The following is a 23,582-nucleotide window of genomic DNA, read 5'->3' as shown; positions in this document are numbered from 1 at the left end:
CTGACCTCCTCCTGAATAGAATTGCTCGTGAATCTTACTTCCAAATCATAGAAGAAGCGGATTCGATAATATACTGTACAATGACACACATTGCTGTAATCTCCGTATTTGTGAAGTATGAAATTTCTGTACTTTTGTGAATATTCACTACATTTAACCTAATTTCGGCTGCTGGATTTATAAATTTGATTGAAAGCACCAGACTGATGATTTATACTCAGACCAGCGATGAAAGGGGTTTCAAAAAATGATAAAACATTGGTCTAAAGAGCATAAAAAAGTTTACAGCCGAATACTCCTTGGCTCTATTGGATGTGTTGTTATTACCCTTTTGATAACTTCAACTATTCTTTATATGAACTTTACAAGCATCGCACTTAAACAAGTTTATCGTTCCGATTCAAATAGTCTAAATCAAATTAAAACGCAATTATCTACTATGACAGAGACTGTTACCTCACTGTCCTCCCAGATTTACTATGATTCTGCGGTATCTAAGTTGTTGTATTATGCGGACTTGAATATCTATGATGTCATTTTTGCACAGCAACAACTTGATAACTATCGCGCATCCTTACCATTCATTGAATCCATTTATGTATATAATGCGAAATCCAATCAGTTCTATATTAGTTCCAATAATTCACGAAGCGGAATTCAACCGAAGTCCGAACTGGATGATGATGGAATTCTAGACCTTTTTATGAAATTCAAAGAACATCGCCCCTTTCAACCGATTCCCAGAACCTATAACATCGGTTCGGTTCAGACCACTCCAGTATCAAGCTACACTTACTTATGTTATAGCGTCATTGATGATAATAAAGATTTAAATACAGCTGTTGTTGTCAATATCTCGGCATCATGGTTAGGCCTGCGAATGGATCAGTCGGGGAAAGAGATCTCGGAGAATAACACGTTTATCATTAATCAGGATGGAATATTATATTCCAGTAGTGATAAGCAAGAGATGCTAACTGATATATCTGATAAAACCTATATACAGAAAATTATTCAGGATACATCAGAATCTACATATTTTGTAGACACTGTGGATGGAGTTAAATCTTTAATAACGTTTACTACACCCGATTCATTAGGCTGGAAATATGTTCGGATTACCCCTTATAGCAATATCACTCAAGAAATAAATGAAATGAGGTATCGAATATTATTTATCTGTATTGGCATTCTTCTCTTAGGATTGTTGATTTCGTTAACTTTATCCCATAGCATATATCGCCCGATTGACAAAGTCATACGCAAGTTCAAAACCCTGGAAACAGAAAGACGTAACCATCAGCATATTCTCAAACAGGATTTTCTTAGAAATACGATTTTAGGTAGAGAAACGAATAATGCTGAGGTATTACAACAGAAATTACATTACTTCAATTCAGAGCTTATGGTTAATAATAAATCACTGATTGTTTTGATAAGGATCGATCAATTCCCCACAGTCCTCGAGAAATACAAAGAAGATATAAAATTGCTCAAATATGCCATAATGAACATTTGTACAGAAATTTCTTCACCGATCTTTCAAGTCGAAGCCATTGATATGGGGGATGATAGTCTTTTACTTTTGCTAAACTTTCATGATCCGCTTTATATAACGGAACGGGATTCGTTGATTGAAATGGCAGAGCTTATGCAGTTGTCAATCACCAAACATTTAAAATTATCCATCACGATTACCTTTAGTCCTGTGAAGGAATCCATTGAGCAATGCATCTTAGTCTACAAGCAAGTACTTGAGGCTTCTTATCATCGATTATTCAAAGGATACGGCAGCATCCTCTTTTCGGTTGACATTATGAACTTAAAAACCAAAGAATATATGTTTCCAGTTCACAAAGAAAAACAGTTCATTGAATCCTTGATGTCAGGAAATGCGGAAAAGGCACGGAGCATCTATATTGATATCGTAGGAGAAATATCAGAATATTCTTTTACCGTTGTTCAACTTGTCGTATCGCATTTAGCACTTACTGTTAATAACGTCTTGCGAACATTAAAAAAGAACAATGCGATTTTAACATTACCCGAATTCGATACAACGTTCTTACTACCAAATCATGTTGAAACCATGGAAGAAATCAACACTCCATATTTCAAGATATTTGAAGAAATAAGTGAAAAACTCGAAGAGAAAAGAAGTACAAAACAAGAAGATCTCATTAGAAAAGTACATCAAATTATTGAGCGAGATTATAGCAATTCCAACCTGTGCATAAATTCAATTGCAGACGAGCTCTCGATGTCTCCAATCTATTTGAGCCGGTTATATAAACAATTAACTACAAAAGCACTACCCGATATAATTAGTGAAATGCGGTTGAATAAAGCCAAAGAGCTGTTGAAGACCTCTGAATGTACCATTGTTGATATCGCAGAAAAAACTGGATTTACTAGTAGTTCATATTTTTATCGTTTATTTAAGAATAGTACTGGTATAACCCCGAGCGATTATAGAAAAAAAAGAGACCCTCTACAATTTTGTGCAGCAAGCGAAAAAAAATGATACTATGTATGATGGGCAAAATGTTGTAAAAGAAGGAGAACTTAATGAGTAACGAACAAAATTTTTGGCTTGATTTACCAAAGCCGTTTTTTATATTAGCACCTATGGAAGATGTCACAGATGTTGTATTTCGTCACGTGGTTAGTGCAGCTGCAAAACCGGATGTGTTTTTCACAGAATTCGCAAATACAGAATATTACTGTCACCCTAAAGTAAAAGTAAAAGAAAGTGTGCTTACTCGATTAAAGTTCACGGAAGATGAACAACCGATGGTCGCTCATATTTGGGGTAATAAACCGGAGTATTTTGAACAGATGTGCATGGATATGAAAAAGCTTGGTTTTCGTGGTATCGATATTAACATGGGATGCCCAGTAAAAAACGTCGCAACCAATGGAAAAGGTGCTGGATTAATTCGACATCCTAAAGTAGCGGCAGAAATTATCCAGGCAGCAAAAGTTGGTGGATTGCCGGTTAGTGTGAAAACAAGATTAGGTTATAGCGAAATTGACGAGTGGCGCGATTGGTTGACACATATATTCAAACAAGATATTGCGAATCTTTCCATTCACCTTCGTACAAAAAAAGAGATGAGTAAAGTAGATGCACACTGGGAGCTTATCCCTGAAATCAAACAATTACGCGATGAAATTGCTCCAAATACGTTGTTAACGATTAACGGAGATATTCCTGACCGTGCAACAGGCTTAAAATTAGTCGAACAATACGGCGTGGATGGTGTCATGATTGGCCGAGGTATTTTCAAGAATCCATACGCTTTTGAACTAGAATCTAAAGAACATAGTGTGGAGGAACTTCTTCATTTACTACTTTTTCATTTAGATCTTCACGATAAATATTCAAAAGAACATGAACCACGTCTATTTAATCCACTTCGGAGCTTCTTCAAAATCTATATTCGTGGATTTGATGGTGCCGACGAACTAAGAAATCAATTGATGGAGACGAATTCAACCGATGAGGTGCGGCGATTGGTGCAACCTTTCTTAGATAAAGAATTAGAGTAATTCGTAATAAAAAATAATGGCCTCAGTTCTGAATTTCATCAGACGGAGGCCTTTTTTATTAAAGATAACCTAATTCCACTCAAGCTTTGGCAGCAATTCTTTTTGCAGCTCACACATCTCATCGATCATCGCACAAGCTTGATAATAGGTTGGAGCTTGCGGATCAAGCAGAATCGCTTGCAGCAATTTTGTTCTCGACTCTTCAACAAACGCCTCAAGTAACAGCTTATGGATTGTACCTTGGATATGGATCGTTCCGATAATGGCAGTTGGCAGTTCAACCGTCATTGGCTTAAATTCGATACCATTTTTGTTAACGATCGCTTGTGTTTCAACGACCATATCATCTGGAAGTCCTTTAATAGCGCCATTGTTTTGCATATTAACAGCATTCAACTCGATTTCATCTTCGAAGAAGATCGCTTCAATAATTGGCACTGCATATTCATTACTAATTTGAACCTTTTCTTTATCGAACGTATAAGCTTGCTCTATCCAGAGCTCTTGGTTCATTGTTTTTTCGAACAAGCCTTTATCTAAAGTACTGCCACTTGCACAGTATACAAATTCAGGTGTTCTAGAATCTTTCTTCCACAGCTGCTCACTTATTGGATCGTAACGGAACTGCAGGGGTAGTCCAGCATAGAAATCTTCTGCCCAAGAAATATACTCGCCGCAATGGTTAGTACCCGGATAAGGGAAGTAGCCATACGTTCGATACAACGTTCTGGATAATCCAACATGATCAAATTGTGCCAAACGGTTAGCTATCTTTTCTTTTTCATGGAGTCGAGGGTATAAATCCTCTCCCGTATTCTTGTTCCAGATCTTCGTGAAGAAGCCAAAGTGGTTCAATCCGCCGCCTTCAACAGCGATATCTTTACCATCCATCTCCAGAAATTCAGCTAGCTGATGAATACCGATGTCTAAACCATGGCATAAGCCTACCACTTTGATTGAAGTTAATTTGGAGATCGCTTCCACCAATTTCGCTTCTGGATTCGTGTAATTGATTAGCCAAGCATTTGGACACACCTTCTCCATTGTCTTTGCAATTTCCAACATCGGACCAAGATTTCTCAAAGTGTGGAACATTGATCCTGGACCGCCGTTCTCACCATATAGCTGCTTGCTGCCGTAACGCCGTGGGATATGGAAGTCTTGTGACCAGTAGTGATATCTCTCTACCTCAATCGCAACGATGGAGAAGTCAGCATCTCTTAATGCATCTTCCAAATTCGTCGTTTGCCAAATCTTCGCAGGATGAGAAAATGCCGTGAACATTTCGGTTGCATACTTGTATGTTCTATTCACATTTTCTTCTACAATGTCCATAAGCGCGATTTCGAGCTCTACTTGATTTTTTAAACGTTCTGACAACACCATATCTTGAAGTGCTCCTAGCCCAAAGGAAACACTTCCTGCTCCAATTAACGCAACCTTCAACTTTTTCATTGTCTTCAAGCTCCTTTTTCCTTTTTATATACGTTATAGCCAGCACCAATAATTCCGGCGTCAGGTCCAAATTCAGTCAACACGATTTTAATGTTCTCTTTTAAATGTGGAAGGACTTTCTTTTTTGCGCTTTCTATCACTCTATCAATCAGCCACTGGTTGTGATGAATGACCGCTCCTCCGATAACAAAAATATTTGGATCAATTGTTTGCATCAAAGAAACAATTGCGTTGGAAAAGTACTCAACCCACCTGTCGATCACTTCAATCGCTTGCAGATCTCCCATATGATATCTTTCAAACAACAAACTCGACGTGGCATCAATGCCATATAAAAACTTACATTCCGCTTCAAGAGCAATGCCGCTGCATAGGGATTCCAAAGTGCCGTTATACAACGTTGAATGGTTTCTTTTGCTGTCGGAAATAATCATGCTTCCGATCTCGCCCGCATATCCATGAGCTCCTTGAATAATTTTCTTATCAAGTATGATACCGCATCCAATTCCTGAACTAACCGTTATATAAATGGATTGATTATACGGCTTGGCAGCTCCATGATCCGATTCAAGCACTGTGATCACGTTTACATCATTCTCAAAAAACACTTCATAATTCGGAAAGAACTTCCTGATAGTTTCGATACTAACATTCTCTAGGCAAGGGATATTGGTTATATCTCGAATAAACTGTGTTTGATCATTCCAAGGAATCGGCAATACAATACCTATCTTGCTTGCTAGCTGTTCATGATCGACTTTCGCTGTCATTTCCTTGACGGTTTTGAAAATTTCGTCAGCATTTTGGAAATCTCTTGTTAATGCCGACTCCTTCCGAACAAGTTCAAGGTGCTCATTCACTAATCCAACCCTTATATTTGTACCTCCAATATCAACACCAATAACGAAGTTACCCATATTACGCTCCTCAACTATGATGACTGATCCATATATTTGGCGGCTGCAGCATCTAAAAAGAAATCTATATGATCATAGCCGAGCAATTGCTGAGCAGGCAGCCGTGCGTCAGAGTTTGTGAAAATCTCCTTCACGATTTCAGCTTTGCGCTCTCCAGTTATGACGACAACCACTCTTTTACTACTTGCAATCTGTTCCAAACCTAATGTAATGCCTTGCTTTAATTCAGTCTGCTCATGAAAATATTTTTGAGCGACAGTCTTTGTTGTTTCCGACAGCTCCACAACACTGCTGTAATTTAATACTGGGCTACCCGGTTCATTTAATCCGATATGCCCATTCATACCTACGCCCATCAAGCTGAATGTAATTGGGTGTTGCTCGATAAAGTGATCAATTCGCAAGCATTCCTGCTTCATATCCGGCGATGTTCCATCAAAAAACACAATCTGTCTGCTATCCAGTGAAATCTGCGAGAACAGATCTTGATTCAACATCTGATAGCAGCTTCCTTCAGAGCTTTTGTCAATGCCAACCCACTCATCCAAGCTAACGATGTTAAGCCTCTTGATTTTCAATTGGAGGTCCGCATCATTGGAAAATTTCTGATAGCTTTTTTGTGGAGTACTCCCTGAAGCCAGGCAGAACACGGGTTGCTGATCAGTAAATAAATGATCTTTCATCTCTCTGACAATTTCGTTTGCCACTTCCTCTTCATTCTCAAAGATTTTGATCATGTTGCTCACTTCCTTCTTGTTTACTCCGAAATGACATTTATCATCTCTTGCTGGAGGATAAGTATCGCTGATCCGATCGCTGTTGATTGCTCTAACTTACTCACTGAAATTTGAGGAGTCCACTCCGTATATTGCTCGACATAACTTTTGGTGCGGTCCAATATACGTTCCGGGAAGAGCGCTACTGTTTTACCACTAATAATGACCTGATCAATATCCAAGATGCTGATCATATTGGTAATCGTTAATGCCAGATTCTTCGAAACATAATCGATGCAAGCTTCTACGTCATTCGTTGAATTCAAATCATATGTGCTTAACAAGTGCTCAATCGCTAATCTGCTTTCCAGCCAACCGACGGAAGATGGCGTCCGTTTATATTCTGAATCAAAGCACATATACTCCAGTTCACCCGCACTTGCATTAACGCCGCGGTGAAGCTCTTTGTTAATAATCAAGCCGCCCCCGACCCCATCACCTGCAGCAACATGAACGAGACTCGTCAGTGCTTGATCCGAGTTTTCAAGATTCCGAAATTCCGCCACAGTCGCTGCGTTCACATCATTCTCCAGAAGAATGGGCAAGTTCACTTCACGCTTGAGATTTTCAATAATCTCTTCATACTTAAAGTCGTTTTCTTTATTTGGAAGAGTTCTCATCCGAATTGTTTTCTTTCTTGTATTGATCGCGCCATCTACGCCAATACCAATCCCCAAGACAACACTATTCATTTCCTTCGCTTTATTCTTCAAATGTTCCACGATCTCTACGAATATCGAAGTGAACTGCTGGCTATAGAAAGGAATGTCTGTTTCAATCGAATACGTTTCTAATATCTTGTTGTGCAGATTAATGAGTAATGCCGTTATCGTATTGCCAATAATCTGTATTCCGATGGTCGTATAGCTGTTTTCATTAAATCTGTAAACCGTACGTTTTCTTCCTAAGCCGCCAGATCCTTCACGACTTTCACCAGTAACAGTCAATAAACCAATCTGTTCAAAAAAGGTAACAATCTTGCTCACAGTAACAAAGCTCATTGCCGTTTTTTCTGTAATCTCGACTTTCGCTAGTTCAGGATGTTGAAGCAAAATATCAAAAACTATTTTCCTGTTCTCATCTTTAATATCATTGGGCAAAAATGATTTCATATGGCCTCCTTCTTGTTTTTTAATATAATTAATAAACAAAGTTAAATAATTAGCGAAAAAATACAGGTCTTCTTTGACCTCTTAAATTTATTATATATTCACTGGAGTGAAAATTCAAGATGATTTATTTAAGTTCCTTAAATAAATCATACCCACATAAAAAGACCACTTCTTAATAATTCTATTAAGAAGTGGTCTTGGACAATGACCTCTAATTCACGAGGCTCTATGTCTTGATATAAGGTTTAAAAACCTTACATCATGCCGCCCATGACGTTCGATGAGTTTTATATGTTTTTTGATCCTTTTCTTGAATTATAAGTCCACAATCCAGGAAAATTCCTTCCTTTATGTCCAGAAAAAAATGATACGTTCGTAGTGTTCGTGGTCAAAATGTGATCGTTCATCGACACAATTATGTAGTCGATTAGAAGCTAACTGCGATAATATAACTTATTACAAATTCCCTTCAATCGCAATTTCATCCACATGCTCTAGCGTTGCTATCACCCACCGACTTACATAATCTATAAATTCACTAATAAAATTCATACCAGTGTCATCAAAATCCTCAAAGCCTGCCCCCTTGCGCGGATATACCACCTTGATTCCTTCATATAAAAGATGAAAATTCTCACGATATATCCATAAGCCAACACCCAAATTTTCACGCCAACGTCCCTGCTCATCTTCTGCATAAGGAAGCAAACCATAGCCAACTTCCCCATCAGCACGATGATGGAATTGCCGTACATCGATGTATTTTCCTGTTTGATCGATATGAAGTGATAAGGTGGGCTTCCCCAAATGTTCTTTCATTTGCAAGACGATTCTCTCGAATTGCTTCCGCCTGCTATTATCTTCCAAACGATTAAAAAAGCTGCATTTCAATAGGAATTGCCCACTCCATCTCTCTTGCTCCGCCCATTCAAAAAGAAACAATTCTTTAGTCGTTCGATCCGGTCTACCTGTATTCATCCACTCAAAAAAGGCTACTTCCTCTTGTACGGCTGTTATAGAAAAGCCCGTTTCAACAAGAAAGAAGTGAGCTGTGCCAAAATAATCTATCAAAAACGACTTGATCCGCAGCTTTTGTTCGTGAAGTGTCAAATAAGATGTGATGTGCAAGCAATTTCAATGTCATAACGCAATAATAGAACTCCCTTCTGAATATGGTAAAAGGATAACCCATAATTACGGGCTATCCTTTTAAAATGAACAAATAGGTTTATCATACTCATGCCGTAATAGAAGTGGTGTGAGAGCTTATTTATGATTGCAATTGCATTAGAATCTGCGGATCTTTAATCTTCTTATCCTCGGCCAACATCACGATCTTCGACAGAATTTCTGCTGTCTTCGGATCTTCATCAATAAAGGGTAAGAATATACGACCTCTATGCTGTGAATGAACAGGAATGATATGCATAGCTCCTGTAGCTTGTCTGTAAACCATACCGCTGCCCAAATGTACTCCATACTCGCCAAGGGCACCTTCAATTCGAGCATAATTACCATCTAAACGAACATTATCAATCTTCAATAGACGCAGTGACTCTTTAACAATCACTCTCCGCATCTCAATCGTTGTCAGACTGGCTTCTGGATCGACACCGCCAACATGAGCGACACTCACGACTAAATCTATGTCGCGCATCACTTCTGAGAATAAAATGGGAGGAACCTTATCCAAGGTGACGCTCTTATACGTGTTCCGATCCAAGAATTGAACGGTTTCCAGCGTAGGTGCTTCAATCTCCGAAGGAGAAAACCAATCCGCCATCGCATAAAGGTTCGCAATCAAATTCTCAGCGTAGTATACCTTCTGCAGTCCCTCTTCATAACTAACTGTCCACTGCCTGCCTTTAAGCAAGGAGACCGTTTTTCTTGGCTGCACTTGGTGCCCCGCATATCTGCGGGAAATCGTACCCTGAGCCTGCTCGTCTGCATTCGGAACATACAACTCACGGAACACCTGCTTAAATGGTTGACGAAGTTGACGATCGAAAAAGTCCTTCTGATACTGACTCCAAAGACCGCTCTCGTATAAATGAAAGGGGTGCGCAATAAGGAGCTCTTCTGAATCTCCTATAAGCATTAATGAACCCGCTGGATCAATAAGCCCTCCTGCAGTTGCATCGAAGTATCCCAATATCTCTCCCGACTTAAACACCAATGTCCGCAAAAGAGGTGTGATCACTGGATTCCCTGATAACCCCTTCAATTCCTGTAAAGTGAATGTATTCCCTGATTCCATGGAACGTTCTAGCTCCTTGCGGGCTCTCCGATACTGATCTGTTAGTTCCGACTTCATTTCTTTCAATGCGGCAACATATTCATCCTTCTTATACTTAGCCGGGATGGCTTTCAGCTCTTTACCTTTTCGAGTAATGCCAATCTCTGATTGTCCTTCTTCATCAATAAGAAGCTGTACTGTCGTCTCCTCATCTAGCTTATATGGCTGGAAATAAGATTGCATATCGTCCAGCTTTCGTGCTTCCATATCCCACATCAGCCGAATTACATCTCCATATCCGGCATTTCTCGCCAAGTTGCCAAGTGCAATTTGCGAAGTCATACTTTCACTTGCCCGGCGCTGAGCGCCAAATTTCTTACTTTGCGTTAGAAAACGCTGGATAAATTCATAGCGTTCACGAATATCTTGCTCACGATTGTTAGCTAGTGGAATAAGGCTATAGCTGAGCAAGTGATCCTTATTTCGTTTCTCTTCTACTGACTTCTGTATTTCGATGATATCGAGCTTCCCCAATGTCGCATCTGCGAAAAGCTGTGATCTTCGGTGATTAGCTCCAGCCGAAATATATTTAGCGCAATCGTACAACAAGTCGAATCGCTTCTCTCTCAACGTATCATATGCCTCTTTAAACCACCTTATATCAAAGGCGCCATCATTAAAGTCCTGTGCTAAAATCGGTGAATAATGCGCCACAACCGTTTCTTTCTCGGCGGAGAAGCCCTCGTTAATATGCGCATGGAAATACCAAGCTGCACTGCGCAGCCCATCCCAATTTAAATATTTTGCTACAATATCTAACCACTGAGGGGCATACATAGCAGCTTCTAGCAGCCTTTTCTCCGAAATATCAAGACCCTCCAGCAATTGTTTCAAGAGTGTATCCTCTTCACCTTTACGTGGATAACTGATCTTGAGCAGATGACTGAAAGATTCCTTCTTCGTAATACTATCCCCATATCCATAGACATAGCCGCGGATGAAGGTTTCTTGCTGCAGCCCAGATAATATATGAATGAAATGCTCCATACCCTCGATCCGCTCCAGCCCCATGGCCAGATGTGTTACCTCAGTAGCTAGATCACCACGTTCGAGCTCTACCTCTAGAATCCTCTCCACAACCGTCTCACGAATCGCAACTAACTCAGGCTTATGATCTATCCAATCATATCGTTTAGATGTAATATTGCGAATATGATTGCGACTGTCTTGACTTCCTACTAATTCCCGATATACTTCCCCTGTACCGATCATTCCGGCTTCAAAAGCACGTAAGTAATCCTTAAGGTTAAGTACCGAATCAACCTTCTCATTTGGATTCATGATATTAAATGTATAGAAAGTATGGAACATTCGCTTAAAGCTGTCATCATCATACACTCGACTACGGGCCATAGAGAACCATGGATTCGCTAAGAGCTTCAATATCCCCCACTCTTTGGATACTTTCTCTTTAGGCATCGCTTGCATCACAGCACTCAAGGCATTTATCGTAAAGTCAAATGTTATGCTTTTATCGCTATCCATGAAGTAAGCAAAAAGCAGGCTACTGATCTGACTAGTATACTTAAATCCTTTGAGCGCATCTTTAATCTCTTGAATTTGAGTAATAGGATATAACTGCTCCGCAAACTCCTTACGCGAACCCTCTAACAGCGTATGTTTCTCAAGCTCAGCGTAATCCACCTCATCAGAGAAATACCGATAATAATGGTTCAACGTCTGATCAAGGGGGTCCAGTATGGAATAGAAGTAGATCTCCATTAATTCAGAGGCCGCTAAATTACTCCGCTCTAAGTAATCTCTCCAAACCTCGTGCAGAGGATATTTCGTAAGCTCCGCTGTATCGTCCTCTTCCTCTTGAAATGGATGAATCCTCCTTAATTCTGTACCCAACAGCAGCGTATCCTTGTAACCAGAGTAATACTCTACCTCATACTCAACATCACGATGATTATGAATTTCTTGCTCCAGCCCAGAGAGAAAACGGATCACATCTTCAATAGGCATAGTGAAGATATTCTTCCAGTCGAATTCTCCTATTACCGGAGTCTCTGTAAGCCAAGGCTCGATAACCAACGGATCAAATAGACCGAAGCCATTCGCTGCTGTATATTCACTTTTTTTACTAAGCCTCCCGATCAACCGCTGTTCCTTTTGCGTGGGGTTCTCAATTAATTTAGGCAGCGAACTCAAGACTTCATACTGCTTCGTACGTTCATTATCCTCAAAAATCTCAACAATCGTCTCCAACGCCGCCAGTCTCTGCAATTCACTCTTACCTTGCAATAACCTAGTTAGTGAGACGGTAACATTGTCCTCGGGCTGACGCAACAGCATCTCGATAGCACTTTGGCGTAAGGAGCCTGTCTTCAGCTTCAATAAACCTTCCACCAGCATCAACTCTTCGTCCGATAACGTCAATTTTTTCGCCTTATCGAGTGCATGCTCGCGGTTACTCATGCTCTTATCTGATAAAGAGGCAAATATGAATTCACGCTGGATGGAATGATCCATATTCTGCATGAAATGAGATAGCAGCTCTCCACGCATATCCGCACTTAATCGATCCTTCAAAGCAATAATTTGGGCGAGCCATTCACTGTCCATGTCATAAGCTATAAGGTATAGCATTTTGCGAATAGGGAGGTCTGGAGTATAATAAACATGTGCAAAATCCAACACTTTTGAAGGAGCAGATATCTCTTTGTGAGTACCGCCTAGGAACATCGTCTTAAGCTGTTCAAATTCACGTCGACGTTCCTCCTTGTTCTCTAGAAGAGGTATACGATCAAACGTAATACTTGGCGCATCATCATTCTCTCTTTGCCATACACGTCTGTATTCATAACAATAATTGGATAGAATCCAATACTGTAATTCTGAATCCGCAGCATCTAAGTATTGTCGTGCAATTCCATAACGAACATCGTTATTCTTACTGTTAACGAGTACATACTGCGCTATGATCTTCTGATATAGCTCTCCGTGCTCCATCAAATACTCAATTTTACTAAATAAGTCACGTTCTTCAAATACCGCTGTAGCCCATAAGCTTAAATAGACATGATTCGCATTAGTACTAGACAACCAGGACTCACGTACGGATTCATCATTCAGAGATTGATAAGCTCCTTCAATAAGCTGCCCGGCTATGCGCTGATTTGTTGATTCCAGTCCCATACCTGTCCATACGCCTAGCGCTCTCACGACAGAACTATAGCGAACAAATCCTTGGTCAACGATAACCTTCAGCATGTACAGATTCGCTTTCAACGTTCCCTCGTCCATTTGTTCCACAATGGATTGTCGAAGCCCCTCTTGCAACCGTGAAGCAGCCAATAGCTCGCCCATCATTACATACAATTCCTCATGATGACTCATAAATATCCCTTTGATCATTCCGTGAGTAAGTAACGCCGTTTGGTTGTCTCCATATACAATTTCCTTAAGTGCTGCAAGTACTTCTGTATTGTTACGATCTAGCTCGTAAGCAATAACGTCACTAATCGTTTGTGCCAACTCATAATCCTGCTTCAAAGGATAGTCCGCCAAAGTCAAATAATCGATAATATCAAATTCATAACAATCCATAGAGATGAGCGAACACATCTTGTTAATCACTTGCCCCACGTGGGCACTCCATTCCGATGTACGAAATGGTCTGCGTGCGTATCCCGTATTATATGGATATTCCGTTGCATGACCAGCAATATATGCCAAGACTTCTCCCGTGTACTCATTCGTAAGTTGCTTCACAACTTTCACCAGCGGCTCGAATAATTGATCGTTATTCCCCGCAGCGAGTGAATGCAATATCTCTTCGCATTTCAAAAAAATATGATGATCCTGACTCACATGTATCATTTGACCCAACTCAACCACTAACTTCGCTAATGGAGAAAGATGAGGGTCTAACCTCTCAGCTCGCTCTTGTAATGATGCATAATAACGCTTCTTTCGTTCCTGCTTCTCCATCGTTCATTGTCTCCCTTCACCATAGGCTTCCAGCTAACATTATGAACCTGATAAATACAATTTCGTCCTCTTCCATAAGCTTAAGCGGTGATTCCAAATGACTATTCTCTTCTTCACGAATAAATACTTTATATAGCCCATCTTCAAAAGCTAATAATGCGGTCTCTACTGCTTTGGCAAGACCAGGACTCTGTTCATTATACACCGAGCCAAATCCTACCTTTCCACTCTCTCCGCGCTCCTCAATCTCCGTTTCCGTTAAGAATGGAATCAGCGCAGTACTCTGTTGCTTCTCGGTTAGCTTCTGCACATTCAAGATAACAACTTCGGTAATGAGCTCCTTCAGCGTTGTCGGAATGACTGGAAGCTCTATTGGAAGCCTTGTCAGTACATTTTTACGCTTACCCAAGCTTTTAACCGTTACGTACAATTTCATAGAAGAATTCTCCACCTTAAATTTAAATATGAAATCCATTTGGGAACGGTCAAACCTCAAAACAAATTGTGCAGATTATTACTCCCCATTAAATAGCTTCTTTAGTGTGACAATATCGTTAACCGCTACTAATATATCTCCATCCTCTTAAAGTCAGTTTTTTATTGTATTTCTTTCAATAATAGTATTAAGATCTTTTTGGACATTATCTATAAACTCTTCTAGAAAAGCATCGAAGGAGGCATTATCAATTAGCTGTTTAATTAAGCTGATCTTGGAAAGTAAATCTTCATTAATTTCAAGAAATTCCAATGCTTTTAGGTATATTCCAATTTTGTTTATGTTCATTTTGTTGTTCAAATCGCTTTCTATAACTCTACTTAATCTAGAAATACATTCTAGAGCTAGATCATCTCCTAGCTTTTCCAAATCCTTAAACACTTGATACTCTGTTTTTAAATACTGATAAGGAGATCCTTTCTTGAACTCTCCTTGAAGAGCTTCTTCCCAAAAATCTAAAATTTCTTTAATGCTTTTACTATTAATATGATCTAAATGAATTTCAAATTGTTTGTCTTTGTCTTTCAACTCAGGAAAACAAGTATAAAACAAATCTGGTTGTATTGTTTTTCTCATCACTAGACTGAAATCTACATAATCATTTCCTGTCGCTGCATAATGGATAAAGTTTTTAGATTTATTTAATTTGTCTAATTCAAATGCTGTTCCCAGTCTCTTTATTGCATTTAATGCAGCATGGAAAAACCCATCATTGAAAATCCTTTTTTCATATACGATTACAGGTATGTCTTCATCCGACAAATCTTCTAAATGGTCTACATACTGTAAGTCACTTGCAATCTCTTCACATTCCTCGATGATTTGTTGACTTGTCCCCATATCGCTTGGATACAGTTGATACGTGAAATCACCTTGATTATATTTAATTTCTTGTTTCTTCTTTTCGGAATAGCTCGAATAATGTCTATCTACATAATTTCTAAATGAATCTTCTGTGTTTATGTAAATATAAAAACTGTTATGCTCATCCGCATACAGATTGAAAGCATATACATCTTTGTTATCCTCTGAATTTGCAAATTCATTAATGACATACTTGCAGCCTTCAAACAATGCATCTTCCAGCTCCTGAATTGTTACCAATTGAACATCTGATGGAACCTTATCTGCATATACAATTCGCTCGTCATCAGTCTTTATATAGTATCCAGATTCAACTCTTGTTGGATTACCATCTAATAGTTGGCACACACCTGTGTAGTATAAATTCATTAGAAGCAGCTCCCTTGTAAACCTATTAATCATTGTAAGTCCTAATTCTTAAGCCATTCATGTACATCTTTAATTTCATGTAATGTAGTATTCCATTATATTCAATTACTTCGGATATAATTTTCCATCTACTAAATCAAGCAAAACGCTTTGACCTTCTTTATATTGAATGAAGTATTCACTTTAATCAAATCTAGGATTTTTCTTAACTCTTTGAAATTGTCTCTTCAAAATATTCATAATTAATCATACCAATTTCCACCAATTCAATACATAGTAATTGAAATGTGCACAAAAAAGAACCTTCTCTTAAGGAAGCCCCTCATTTTAAATTATTAAATCTTCCCTATATATCCTTACTACGCACTCCACATGTGTTGTATAAACACTGAAAACAAGTTACAGGAATAGTATTTGCTCAATGAAGGGGCGGCTGACAACAGTTGCTCTTTTATTATCCCCCCACCCAGTGCCTGACGAAATAGTTATTACATTTGAGCCGAAGTTAAGGCTTGTTATACCCATCTAAAAATTTCACGAATGTCTTTCTGTACGTACAAGGAAGAAAAATGCAGGTGAATTCCACGTAATGAATCATCCTATATCTTTTGTATTCTCTCCCAAAATTCTTTAAAACGTTGTTCAATTAAAGGTTCAATCAAGTCATAATTTCCCCATGTATTAGCAACATGATAAAATGTAAGTCCAACTCCTTGAAAGGTATGGACATAGTCTTCGGATGCATAAATGTCCTTTTGAATATTCAAATATTCATTGACGAATGGTTTAATCTCATCTGCAAGTTCTTGGGTTGAAAACACGCCGTCCAGACATTTTCGATAGAATTCAGCACCCGTAAGCTGCTTCTGCTTTACTTTCCCTATTTCAGTAGCGAACTGATGCTCTATTTCCTCTGAAAACCAATTATTATTAATTAACCAAGTGATGAACATGCCCGTAGCGGTGTAAGCAGCATCTTTTGTTAAATCCTCCGGGAAATCCCCTTCATAGTGCCACTTCGCTTTATCTAATACACGATCCTCAGGAATCATTATTGCATCTAGAATCAATTCAGGCTCTTCGATATATCCTTTCGCTTGGTATTCCAGAGACAATTGCTCAAGCTGATAAAGCGCTTCTTCCATTGGATATTGTTGATACACCGCATTCGTGGTTTTTTTCCGTAATGTTAACCGGCCTTTCACGATATTTAAAATATGTAGATCTGACGAAGTCTCCGTGATCATCAAATGAATATATTGTTTATAATTTTCGCTCGGTTTTGTAAGCAATATTCTCTTCGGATTCAATTCTCTTTCCTCCTTATACATTTCATAAAAGGGATCGGCAAATTACAAGTTCCCTTTAATCGCAATTTCATCGACCTGCTCTAGCGTTGCTTTCCCCCACCGACTTACATAATCTATAAATGAATTAATTAGGAAATACTTATACTCTGCCCCAAAATTCATCAATCATTTTCGTGGTTTCTTCTAATGACCGAAGTTGGACAGGATTTCCTTTTTCATCTATCGTAAAATGTCCTTTGAAAGCATCTGGCATTGTATTGTATTGTTTTTCTTCTTGTGCATATGCCTGAATAAAACAAGCGTATCCAAATCTATTTACTAAATACGGTAACCCAAAAGCAGAACGAATCAACTCATATTCTTGATAGTTATATGGTGTATTTTCAGGACGTTTTATCAGAATTTCTATGAACTTAGACATCAGTTTCTCTACTTCTTTTTCAGTAGCATAATTCGCGTATCCTCGGATTGCAGTCAATCTCATATCTAGATAGCGTTCTTTTTTAAAGGCTTTGAAGAAAAAATCCTTTAAATCAATATCTTCACAAAACACAAGTGCTATCATTATTGTGTTACGAATATACAATTTTTTTGCTAAAGAATATAGTTCTGTTAGAAATTCAACATCTGCACTTGACAACGCTATGGTCTTGCATTTTTCCAGCAACTGTTGAAAATTAATTTTATTTTCAAACCCCTTTTTTTGAGACATTTTCTTGAGCTCTTCAATTATGTCTGGCATTTGATGTATTCCTCCCAATAATTGTTATACGTAATCATTTTACAGCATTTCCAAAGAACAAGATTTGGAGCGTGGTAGGCGTGCAAGTACAACATTCGTTCGTTATTGAAAGTGATGCTCCCTATTCCTTGAATTTTTCAGTATATATTCAAGATGTATATTTAAACAATAAAAATGATGTAAGCAAAATTCCTAAGTTTCCATATATCGATGTGGATAAAGAGGAACGTTAGCGAAATATCACGTGACCACACTATACCTAATGGGTACATATTTTAGTTCAAGAATTAAAATAGTACCATAGCGGACTTAATAACAAAAAGAGGGGTTCGCCGCCCCTCTTTACTATTTCTGCCAATATATCCCTTATTTAAGACCCTGCTTCACCAACAGTGAACAACACTCCACATGTGTTGTATGCGAGAACATAGTTAATTTGGTTCCCATATAAAACGTCGAGTTAAACCCTTTATTTATAAGGTTTTTTTCTTTTCAAGTATGGTTCTGTTTGGCTACACTCCAGTCTCAAATACAGCTTTCGTCCCCAGTGCCATGTAACAATTTAATTTTCATTTGCGAATTTGATTTCTTACTCAACCTATAAGAAGTCCACTTTGATCAGTGTCAACACTGTACCAACAGACTTGTTTGCCTTGGAATATTCTTTGAATGAAATTTTAGAATCGGTTTGATTCGCATATCGTCGATCTCCCTGTATACCTTCGAAATAAGGATGTTAAAATTACCCATCAGAGCCCCTCATCATTCAAAAGGGCATTCCCCCATCTCCTATAGCTAGAGGCTTACTAAAACAATACGCCAATTATAATTTAATCCAATATGAACAAGATGTCTAACCAGATATTTGACGATCTAAAAAAGAGGCTTCTCACAAAGTTCAAATTGAACTCGTGAGAAGCCTCTTTTTTTCATTGTGGTCAAACGGCGTTTCTCTTGCGGGAAACCCTCGATGTTACAGGCTTTACAGCCTTATTACATCATGCCGCCCATTCCACCCATGCCGCCCATATCAGGCATACCTGGTTTTTCTGGTTCTGGCTTGTCAGCAATTACTGCTTCAGTAGTCAAGAACATAGCAGCTACGGATGCAGCATTTTGAAGCGCGGAACGAGTTACTTTAGCAGGGTCAACGATACCTGCTTCGAACATGTTCACCCACTCGCCAGTAGCAGCGTTGTAGCCGATGCCGATAGCTTCTTTTTTCAAGCGATCCACGATAACGGATCCTTCTTGACCAGCGTTAGCTGCAATGGTACGAACTGGTTCTTCGAGCGCGCGAAGCACGATGTTAACGCCTGTTTTCTCGTCGCCTGTTACATCTACAGCAGCAACAGCATTATATACGTTCACAAGAGCTGTACCACCACCAGAAACGATACCTTCTTCAACCGCAGCGCGAGTTGCGTTCAGGGCGTCTTCAATGCGAAGTTTACGCTCTTTCAATTCAGTTTCAGTTGCAGCGCCAACTTTGACAACGGCTACGCCGCCAGCCAATTTAGCCAAACGCTCTTGCAATTTTTCTTTGTCGAACTCGGAAGTTGTTTCTTCCAGTTGAGCACGAATTTGGCTTACGCGAGCATTGATGTCCGCTTTGTCGCCGCTTCCGTCTACGATTGTTGTGTTTTCTTTAGTTACGCGTACTTGACGTGCGTTACCCAGTTGTTCAATGGAAGTGCTCTTCAGATCAAGACCGAGCTTCTCAGTGATCACTTGACCACCAGTCAGGGCAGCGATATCTTGCAGCATAGCTTCGCGGCGGTCGCCAAAGCCAGGAGCTTTAACAGCAACAGCGTTGAATGTTCCACGCAGTTTGTTCACGATCAACATGGCTTGTGCTTCGCCTTCGATATCTTCAGCGATAATAACAAGCGGTCTAGCTTGTTGAACGATTTTTTCAAGCAACGGAAGGATTTCTTGAGTGCTGCTGATTTTTTTATCAGTGATCAAGATGTATGGGTTCTCCAGAACAGCTTCCATTTTGTCCGTATCAGTAATCATGTACGGGGAAATGTAACCGCGGTCGAACTGCATACCTTCTACGACTTCAAGTTCAGTAGCGAATCCACGGGATTCTTCAACAGTGATAACACCGTCTTTACCTACTTTTTCCATAGCTTCAGCAATCAATTGGCCCACTTCTTCGTCAGCAGCAGAGATAGCAGCTACTTGAGCGATAGCTTGGGAATCTTCGATTGGCTTAGCGATTTTTTGCAATTCTTCAACTGCTGCACGAACTGCTTTGTCGATCCCTTTGCGAATAACCATTGGGTTAGCGCCTGCAGTTACGTTCTTCAGACCTTCACGGATCATAGCTTGTGCCAGAACCGTTGCAGTTGTAGTACCGTCACCGGCTACATCGTTAGTCTTAGTAGCAACTTCTTTAACCAGTTGAGCACCCATGTTCTCGAATGCATCTTCAAGTTCGATTTCTTTAGCGATAGTTACACCATCGTTAGTGATAAGCGGGCTACCAAATTTCTTCTCAAGTACCACGTTGCGACCTTTTGGTCCAAGTGTAACTTTTACCGCATTTGCCAAAGCATCTACACCGCGCAACATAGAGCGGCGTGCTTCTTCACTAAATTTAATTTCTTTAGCCATTGTGTAATTACCTCCTAGAATTTTTTTATATCACGTTACTTTAAGTAGTTTAGATTTAGCTTATAATCGACTCTCGCTTAGTCAAGAATCGCGTGAATGTCGCTTTCTTTCATAATCAAATATTCTTTACCTTCGTATTTGATTTCTGTTCCTGCATATTTAGAGAAAAGAACACGGTCGCCTTCTTTTACTTCGAGCGCTACACGTACTCCATCTTTCAAAGCTCCGCTACCTACTGCAATAATAGTTCCTTCTTGTGGCTTTTCTTTCGAGGAGTCCGGAAGCACAATCCCGAATGAAGTGGTTTCCTCCTGCTCGCTCGGTAGCACCAATACGCGTTCACCTAAAGGTTTGATCATGAAAAAATAGCCTCCTTTAAAATTATGTTATTTTGCTTCAAAACATAGTTTAGAACTTACCTGTCTTACTTCAAAATCTCTGGTGTTTATGAAAAATATCAATTGGACGCTATGAATATCTGGTCCATCTCATATTTTCCATAAGCATTAGCACTCGACAGCTTGTAGTGCTAACAACAATTTTTATGATACTCAACTTGAGCCCGGATTTCAAGTCCTTTTACACAAATTCGCATTTGTTTTCGTAAAAAATAACGTTTCACTGGTTGTCCTAGGCACACACTCTATACATTCTATCCACAGGGTGTGAAAATATGCGTATGATTTCAGTAGTCTCAACTGTACCACCTACACCCGAACATTTCAAAAAACGGGGGTTTAAAACAAAAGAACTGTCTCTTTCGTAGAAAAATCTACTTAGTGACAGCCCTCTTATCATCATTCCTCACTCTTAGTGTACTGAGCTTCCCTTGCCGCATCCGCAGCAAGCTGTTTGCGATAGACGAAGGCGGACAGGAATACGCTGAACTCATACAACACAAGCAGTGGAATCGTCACCAGAAAGTCTGAGATGAAGTCCGGAGGAGTGATGACTACAGCAATAAAGACAAGCGTGAAATAAGCGTATCGACGCATTTTACGCAAGCGTATCGGGTTAAGAACCCTCAGTTTGGTCAGAAACATCACCAACAGCGGTAGCTCAAACAACAGCGCTAAAGGTAGCACCAGACTGAACATGAAGTTGAAATATTGCGCAATTCCGTAGGTCTCTTCCAGTCCCATACTCCGGGTGATAGAGATTGTGAACGAAAGCGCCATTGGAAATACAACATAATAAGCAAAAGAAAGTCCGATTAGAAAAAGAACAAAAACATAGGGTACATAACGTAGTGTTGCACTACGCTCTTCCGGTCGTAAGCCCGGACTAATAAACGCCCACAACTGATAAGCAATAAAAGGAACTGAAATGACTAATGAAACCGCCATTGCGATCTTCATATACATTCCGATACCATCCCAGAATGAGAACGCATGCAGAACAAACCCTTGCGCTAGATCTGTACTAATTAAATAATCGTAGATTGGCTTGGCACAGAACAGCCCCCCTACCAATCCCAAAACAAATACAATCAGCACATAAATAATCCGTTTACGCAGCTCGGTGAGATGATCCACCACCGACATTTCTTCCGATTCGAGAGACATCCTGACACCATCCCATGACAAGAATAGAAACGCCACACCGACTTTATGTATAGCTGTGCCCGTTTCTGCAGAAAGCAGCAACCAAATTGAAAAAGGGACATCTCCTAAGTCTATTAGACTTGAGAGATTGCCCCATTGTTAAATCTTTTATTATTCCGGCAGGCGTTTGTCCTGAGGAATATCTGCAGCGACCGTCTGCGGGGCCGTCGGCACAGGAGCTTCGCTCTTCTTCACCGGATCACCATCACCAATGATTTCACGTGCGCCTTCTTTAAATTCACGGAAGGTTCGTCCAACTGCGCGGCCTAACTCTGGCAGTTTATTCGGTCCAAAGAGGAGCAGTGCCAGTATAACCAACAAGATAATACCCGGAGTACCAATTCCACTAAACATTATTATTCCTCCTTGTCCGTCTATCCGATCATGGTATCGATTACGATAATCTAATAATACCATAACTTATGTCACAGTTACATCCACTATCTTCTATAAATAGTTTATCCTTGTGACGTGACAAGAATATGACAATGTTATTGGCGGTATTGGCCAGTTACCATGAGTAACGCTTCAGGTAGTTGATCCATAATGGCTGCTAAATTCTCATGAACACCCTTCGGTGTGCCCGGTAAGTTGACAATCAACGTGCGTCCACGAATGCCGCATATCCCGCGGAACAGCATCACCGCACGGTTTTTTTGCATCACCGTACTTCGCATCGCCTCAGAAAGTCCAGGCACTTCCCGTTCGATTACACGCCGGGTTGCCTCTGGAGTCACATCACGTATCGCTAAATCCGTACCTCCGGTAGTCAATACCAGATCTGCTTGAAAATAATCTGTAAGTTCTATCAAAGCTGCGATAATCTCATCTTGTTCATCGGGCACGATCCGATATTCAACGATCTCGCCTCCAAGTTCCTCTTCCACCAGCTCCCGAATAACCTGGGCGCTCGTGTCTTCCCGTTCGCCCCTGGCCCCTTTATCGCTGGCCGTTAGGATTGCTGTTTTCCACGCCATAGGTTTGTCCTCCCTCTCTATGTATAATTGGCTGTACAGTGCAGCCCACTTGCTTCAGCGCATCGAACGTCAGCTCTGATCAGGGTTCAAGCACGTAATCTCCATTCTTGCCCCCACTTTTAGATACTAAGAGCGTTGGTCCGATAATCATGTCCTTCTGAAGAGCCTTGCACATGTCGTACACCGTTAGTGCTGAGGCAGAAACAGCGGTCAATGCCTCCATTTCAACTCCGGTCTTTCCGGTAGTATGGACTGTTGCTTCTATATAAAGTTCATCTTCGCTGTTATCGGAGAAGCGGATGTCAATACCGGTAAGTGGGAGCGGATGGCACATTGGAATCCAGTCAGACGTCTTCTTGGCCGCCATAATTCCAGCGATCTGCGCAACGGCAAGTACGTCTCCTTTACTGATCTTGCCTTCCTTGATGGCACTAAGCGTCTCAGTTGCCATCTTGATCTTACTCCGCGCGACAGCTGTCCGCTTCGTAATCTCCTTTTCGCTCACATCCACCATACGAGCTCTTCCCTGCTCGTTAAAATGGGTCAATTCCACG

General features: G+C 40.0%; 18 protein-coding genes. 2 read left to right on the top strand and 16 right to left on the bottom strand.

The window, feature by feature from the left end; genetic code table 11:
• Positions 1–247 precede the first annotated feature (247 nt).
• Both MKY19_RS05085 and MKY19_RS05080 read left to right on the top strand, forming a co-directional pair.
• Entirely contained in the window at positions 248–2,524 is a 2,277-nt protein-coding gene (locus MKY19_RS05085) for an AraC family transcriptional regulator (RefSeq protein WP_339269091.1), read from the top strand.
• Positions 2,525–2,568: 44 nt separating this feature from the next.
• Positions 2,569–3,552 (top strand): tRNA-dihydrouridine synthase, encoded by a 984-nt coding sequence (locus MKY19_RS05080; protein WP_339800889.1) that lies wholly within the window; start codon positions 2,569–2,571, stop codon positions 3,550–3,552.
• A gap of 69 nt (positions 3,553–3,621) precedes the next feature.
• Here the strand turns inward: MKY19_RS05080 and MKY19_RS05075 are convergent, their stop codons facing one another.
• The 16 genes from MKY19_RS05075 to moaC form a co-directional block, all read right to left on the bottom strand.
• Positions 3,622–5,007 carry an alpha-galactosidase gene (locus tag MKY19_RS05075; protein WP_339245391.1) on the bottom strand — a complete coding sequence of 462 codons (1,386 nt, stop codon included), beginning with the start codon at positions 5,005–5,007 and terminating at the stop codon, positions 3,622–3,624.
• 5 nt (positions 5,008–5,012) lie between these two features.
• Complete coding sequence (locus MKY19_RS05070) at positions 5,013–5,924, bottom strand: ROK family protein (RefSeq protein ID WP_339800886.1); 912 nt, start codon at positions 5,922–5,924, stop codon at positions 5,013–5,015.
• A gap of 14 nt (positions 5,925–5,938) precedes the next feature.
• On the bottom strand, positions 5,939–6,661 hold the full coding sequence (locus tag MKY19_RS05065; RefSeq protein ID WP_339800883.1) for a 6-phosphogluconolactonase: 723 nt from the start codon (positions 6,659–6,661) through the stop codon (positions 5,939–5,941).
• 20 nt (positions 6,662–6,681) lie between these two features.
• Positions 6,682–7,812: an ROK family protein gene (locus tag MKY19_RS05060; protein ID WP_339800880.1), complete on the bottom strand. Its 1,131-nt coding sequence runs from the start codon at positions 7,810–7,812 to the stop codon at positions 6,682–6,684.
• A 456-nt stretch (positions 7,813–8,268) separates the two neighbouring features.
• Positions 8,269–8,940: a hypothetical protein gene (locus MKY19_RS05055; protein ID WP_339800877.1), complete on the bottom strand. Its 672-nt coding sequence runs from the start codon at positions 8,938–8,940 to the stop codon at positions 8,269–8,271.
• A 142-nt stretch (positions 8,941–9,082) separates the two neighbouring features.
• Positions 9,083–14,044: a DUF4132 domain-containing protein gene (locus MKY19_RS05050; RefSeq protein WP_339800874.1), complete on the bottom strand. Its 4,962-nt coding sequence runs from the start codon at positions 14,042–14,044 to the stop codon at positions 9,083–9,085.
• A 16-nt stretch (positions 14,045–14,060) separates the two neighbouring features.
• The gene (locus tag MKY19_RS05045) at positions 14,061–14,480 is read right to left on the bottom strand and encodes a hypothetical protein (protein WP_339269078.1); all 420 of its coding nucleotides are present in this window, start codon (positions 14,478–14,480) and stop codon (positions 14,061–14,063) included.
• A 153-nt stretch (positions 14,481–14,633) separates the two neighbouring features.
• Positions 14,634–15,773 carry a DUF4303 domain-containing protein gene (locus MKY19_RS05040; protein WP_339800871.1) on the bottom strand — a complete coding sequence of 380 codons (1,140 nt, stop codon included), beginning with the start codon at positions 15,771–15,773 and terminating at the stop codon, positions 14,634–14,636.
• Between the two features lie 599 nt (positions 15,774–16,372).
• Positions 16,373–17,083 (bottom strand): hypothetical protein, encoded by a 711-nt coding sequence (locus tag MKY19_RS05035; protein ID WP_339800868.1) that lies wholly within the window; start codon positions 17,081–17,083, stop codon positions 16,373–16,375.
• Positions 17,084–17,222: 139 nt separating this feature from the next.
• A complete protein-coding gene (locus tag MKY19_RS05030; protein ID WP_339800866.1) occupies positions 17,223–17,825 on the bottom strand; it encodes a hypothetical protein in 603 nt (200 codons plus the stop codon).
• 993 nt (positions 17,826–18,818) lie between these two features.
• Positions 18,819–20,447: a chaperonin GroEL gene (gene groL / locus MKY19_RS05025; RefSeq protein ID WP_042185277.1), complete on the bottom strand. Its 1,629-nt coding sequence runs from the start codon at positions 20,445–20,447 to the stop codon at positions 18,819–18,821.
• A gap of 77 nt (positions 20,448–20,524) precedes the next feature.
• A complete protein-coding gene (gene groES, locus MKY19_RS05020; protein WP_036676506.1) occupies positions 20,525–20,806 on the bottom strand; it encodes a co-chaperone GroES in 282 nt (93 codons plus the stop codon).
• Positions 20,807–21,244: 438 nt separating this feature from the next.
• Positions 21,245–22,012 (bottom strand): twin-arginine translocase subunit TatC, encoded by a 768-nt coding sequence (tatC, locus tag MKY19_RS05015; RefSeq protein ID WP_042193366.1) that lies wholly within the window; start codon positions 22,010–22,012, stop codon positions 21,245–21,247.
• Between the two features lie 150 nt (positions 22,013–22,162).
• Positions 22,163–22,405 carry a twin-arginine translocase TatA/TatE family subunit gene (locus MKY19_RS05010; protein ID WP_042185275.1) on the bottom strand — a complete coding sequence of 81 codons (243 nt, stop codon included), beginning with the start codon at positions 22,403–22,405 and terminating at the stop codon, positions 22,163–22,165.
• Positions 22,406–22,542: 137 nt separating this feature from the next.
• A complete protein-coding gene (locus MKY19_RS05005) occupies positions 22,543–23,028 on the bottom strand; it encodes a MogA/MoaB family molybdenum cofactor biosynthesis protein (RefSeq protein ID WP_020429419.1) in 486 nt (161 codons plus the stop codon).
• Positions 23,029–23,107: 79 nt separating this feature from the next.
• On the bottom strand, positions 23,108–23,581 hold the full coding sequence (gene moaC, locus MKY19_RS05000; protein WP_339269068.1) for a cyclic pyranopterin monophosphate synthase MoaC: 474 nt from the start codon (positions 23,579–23,581) through the stop codon (positions 23,108–23,110).
• Position 23,582 lies beyond the last annotated feature (1 nt).

The sequence above is a fragment of the Paenibacillus sp. FSL R5-0744 genome (assembly GCF_037972555.1).
Lineage (GTDB): Bacteria > Bacillota > Bacilli > Paenibacillales > Paenibacillaceae > Paenibacillus_AQ.
Note: the sequence above shows the minus strand (reverse complement) of the source record. Positions and strands in the feature narration are given on the sequence as shown.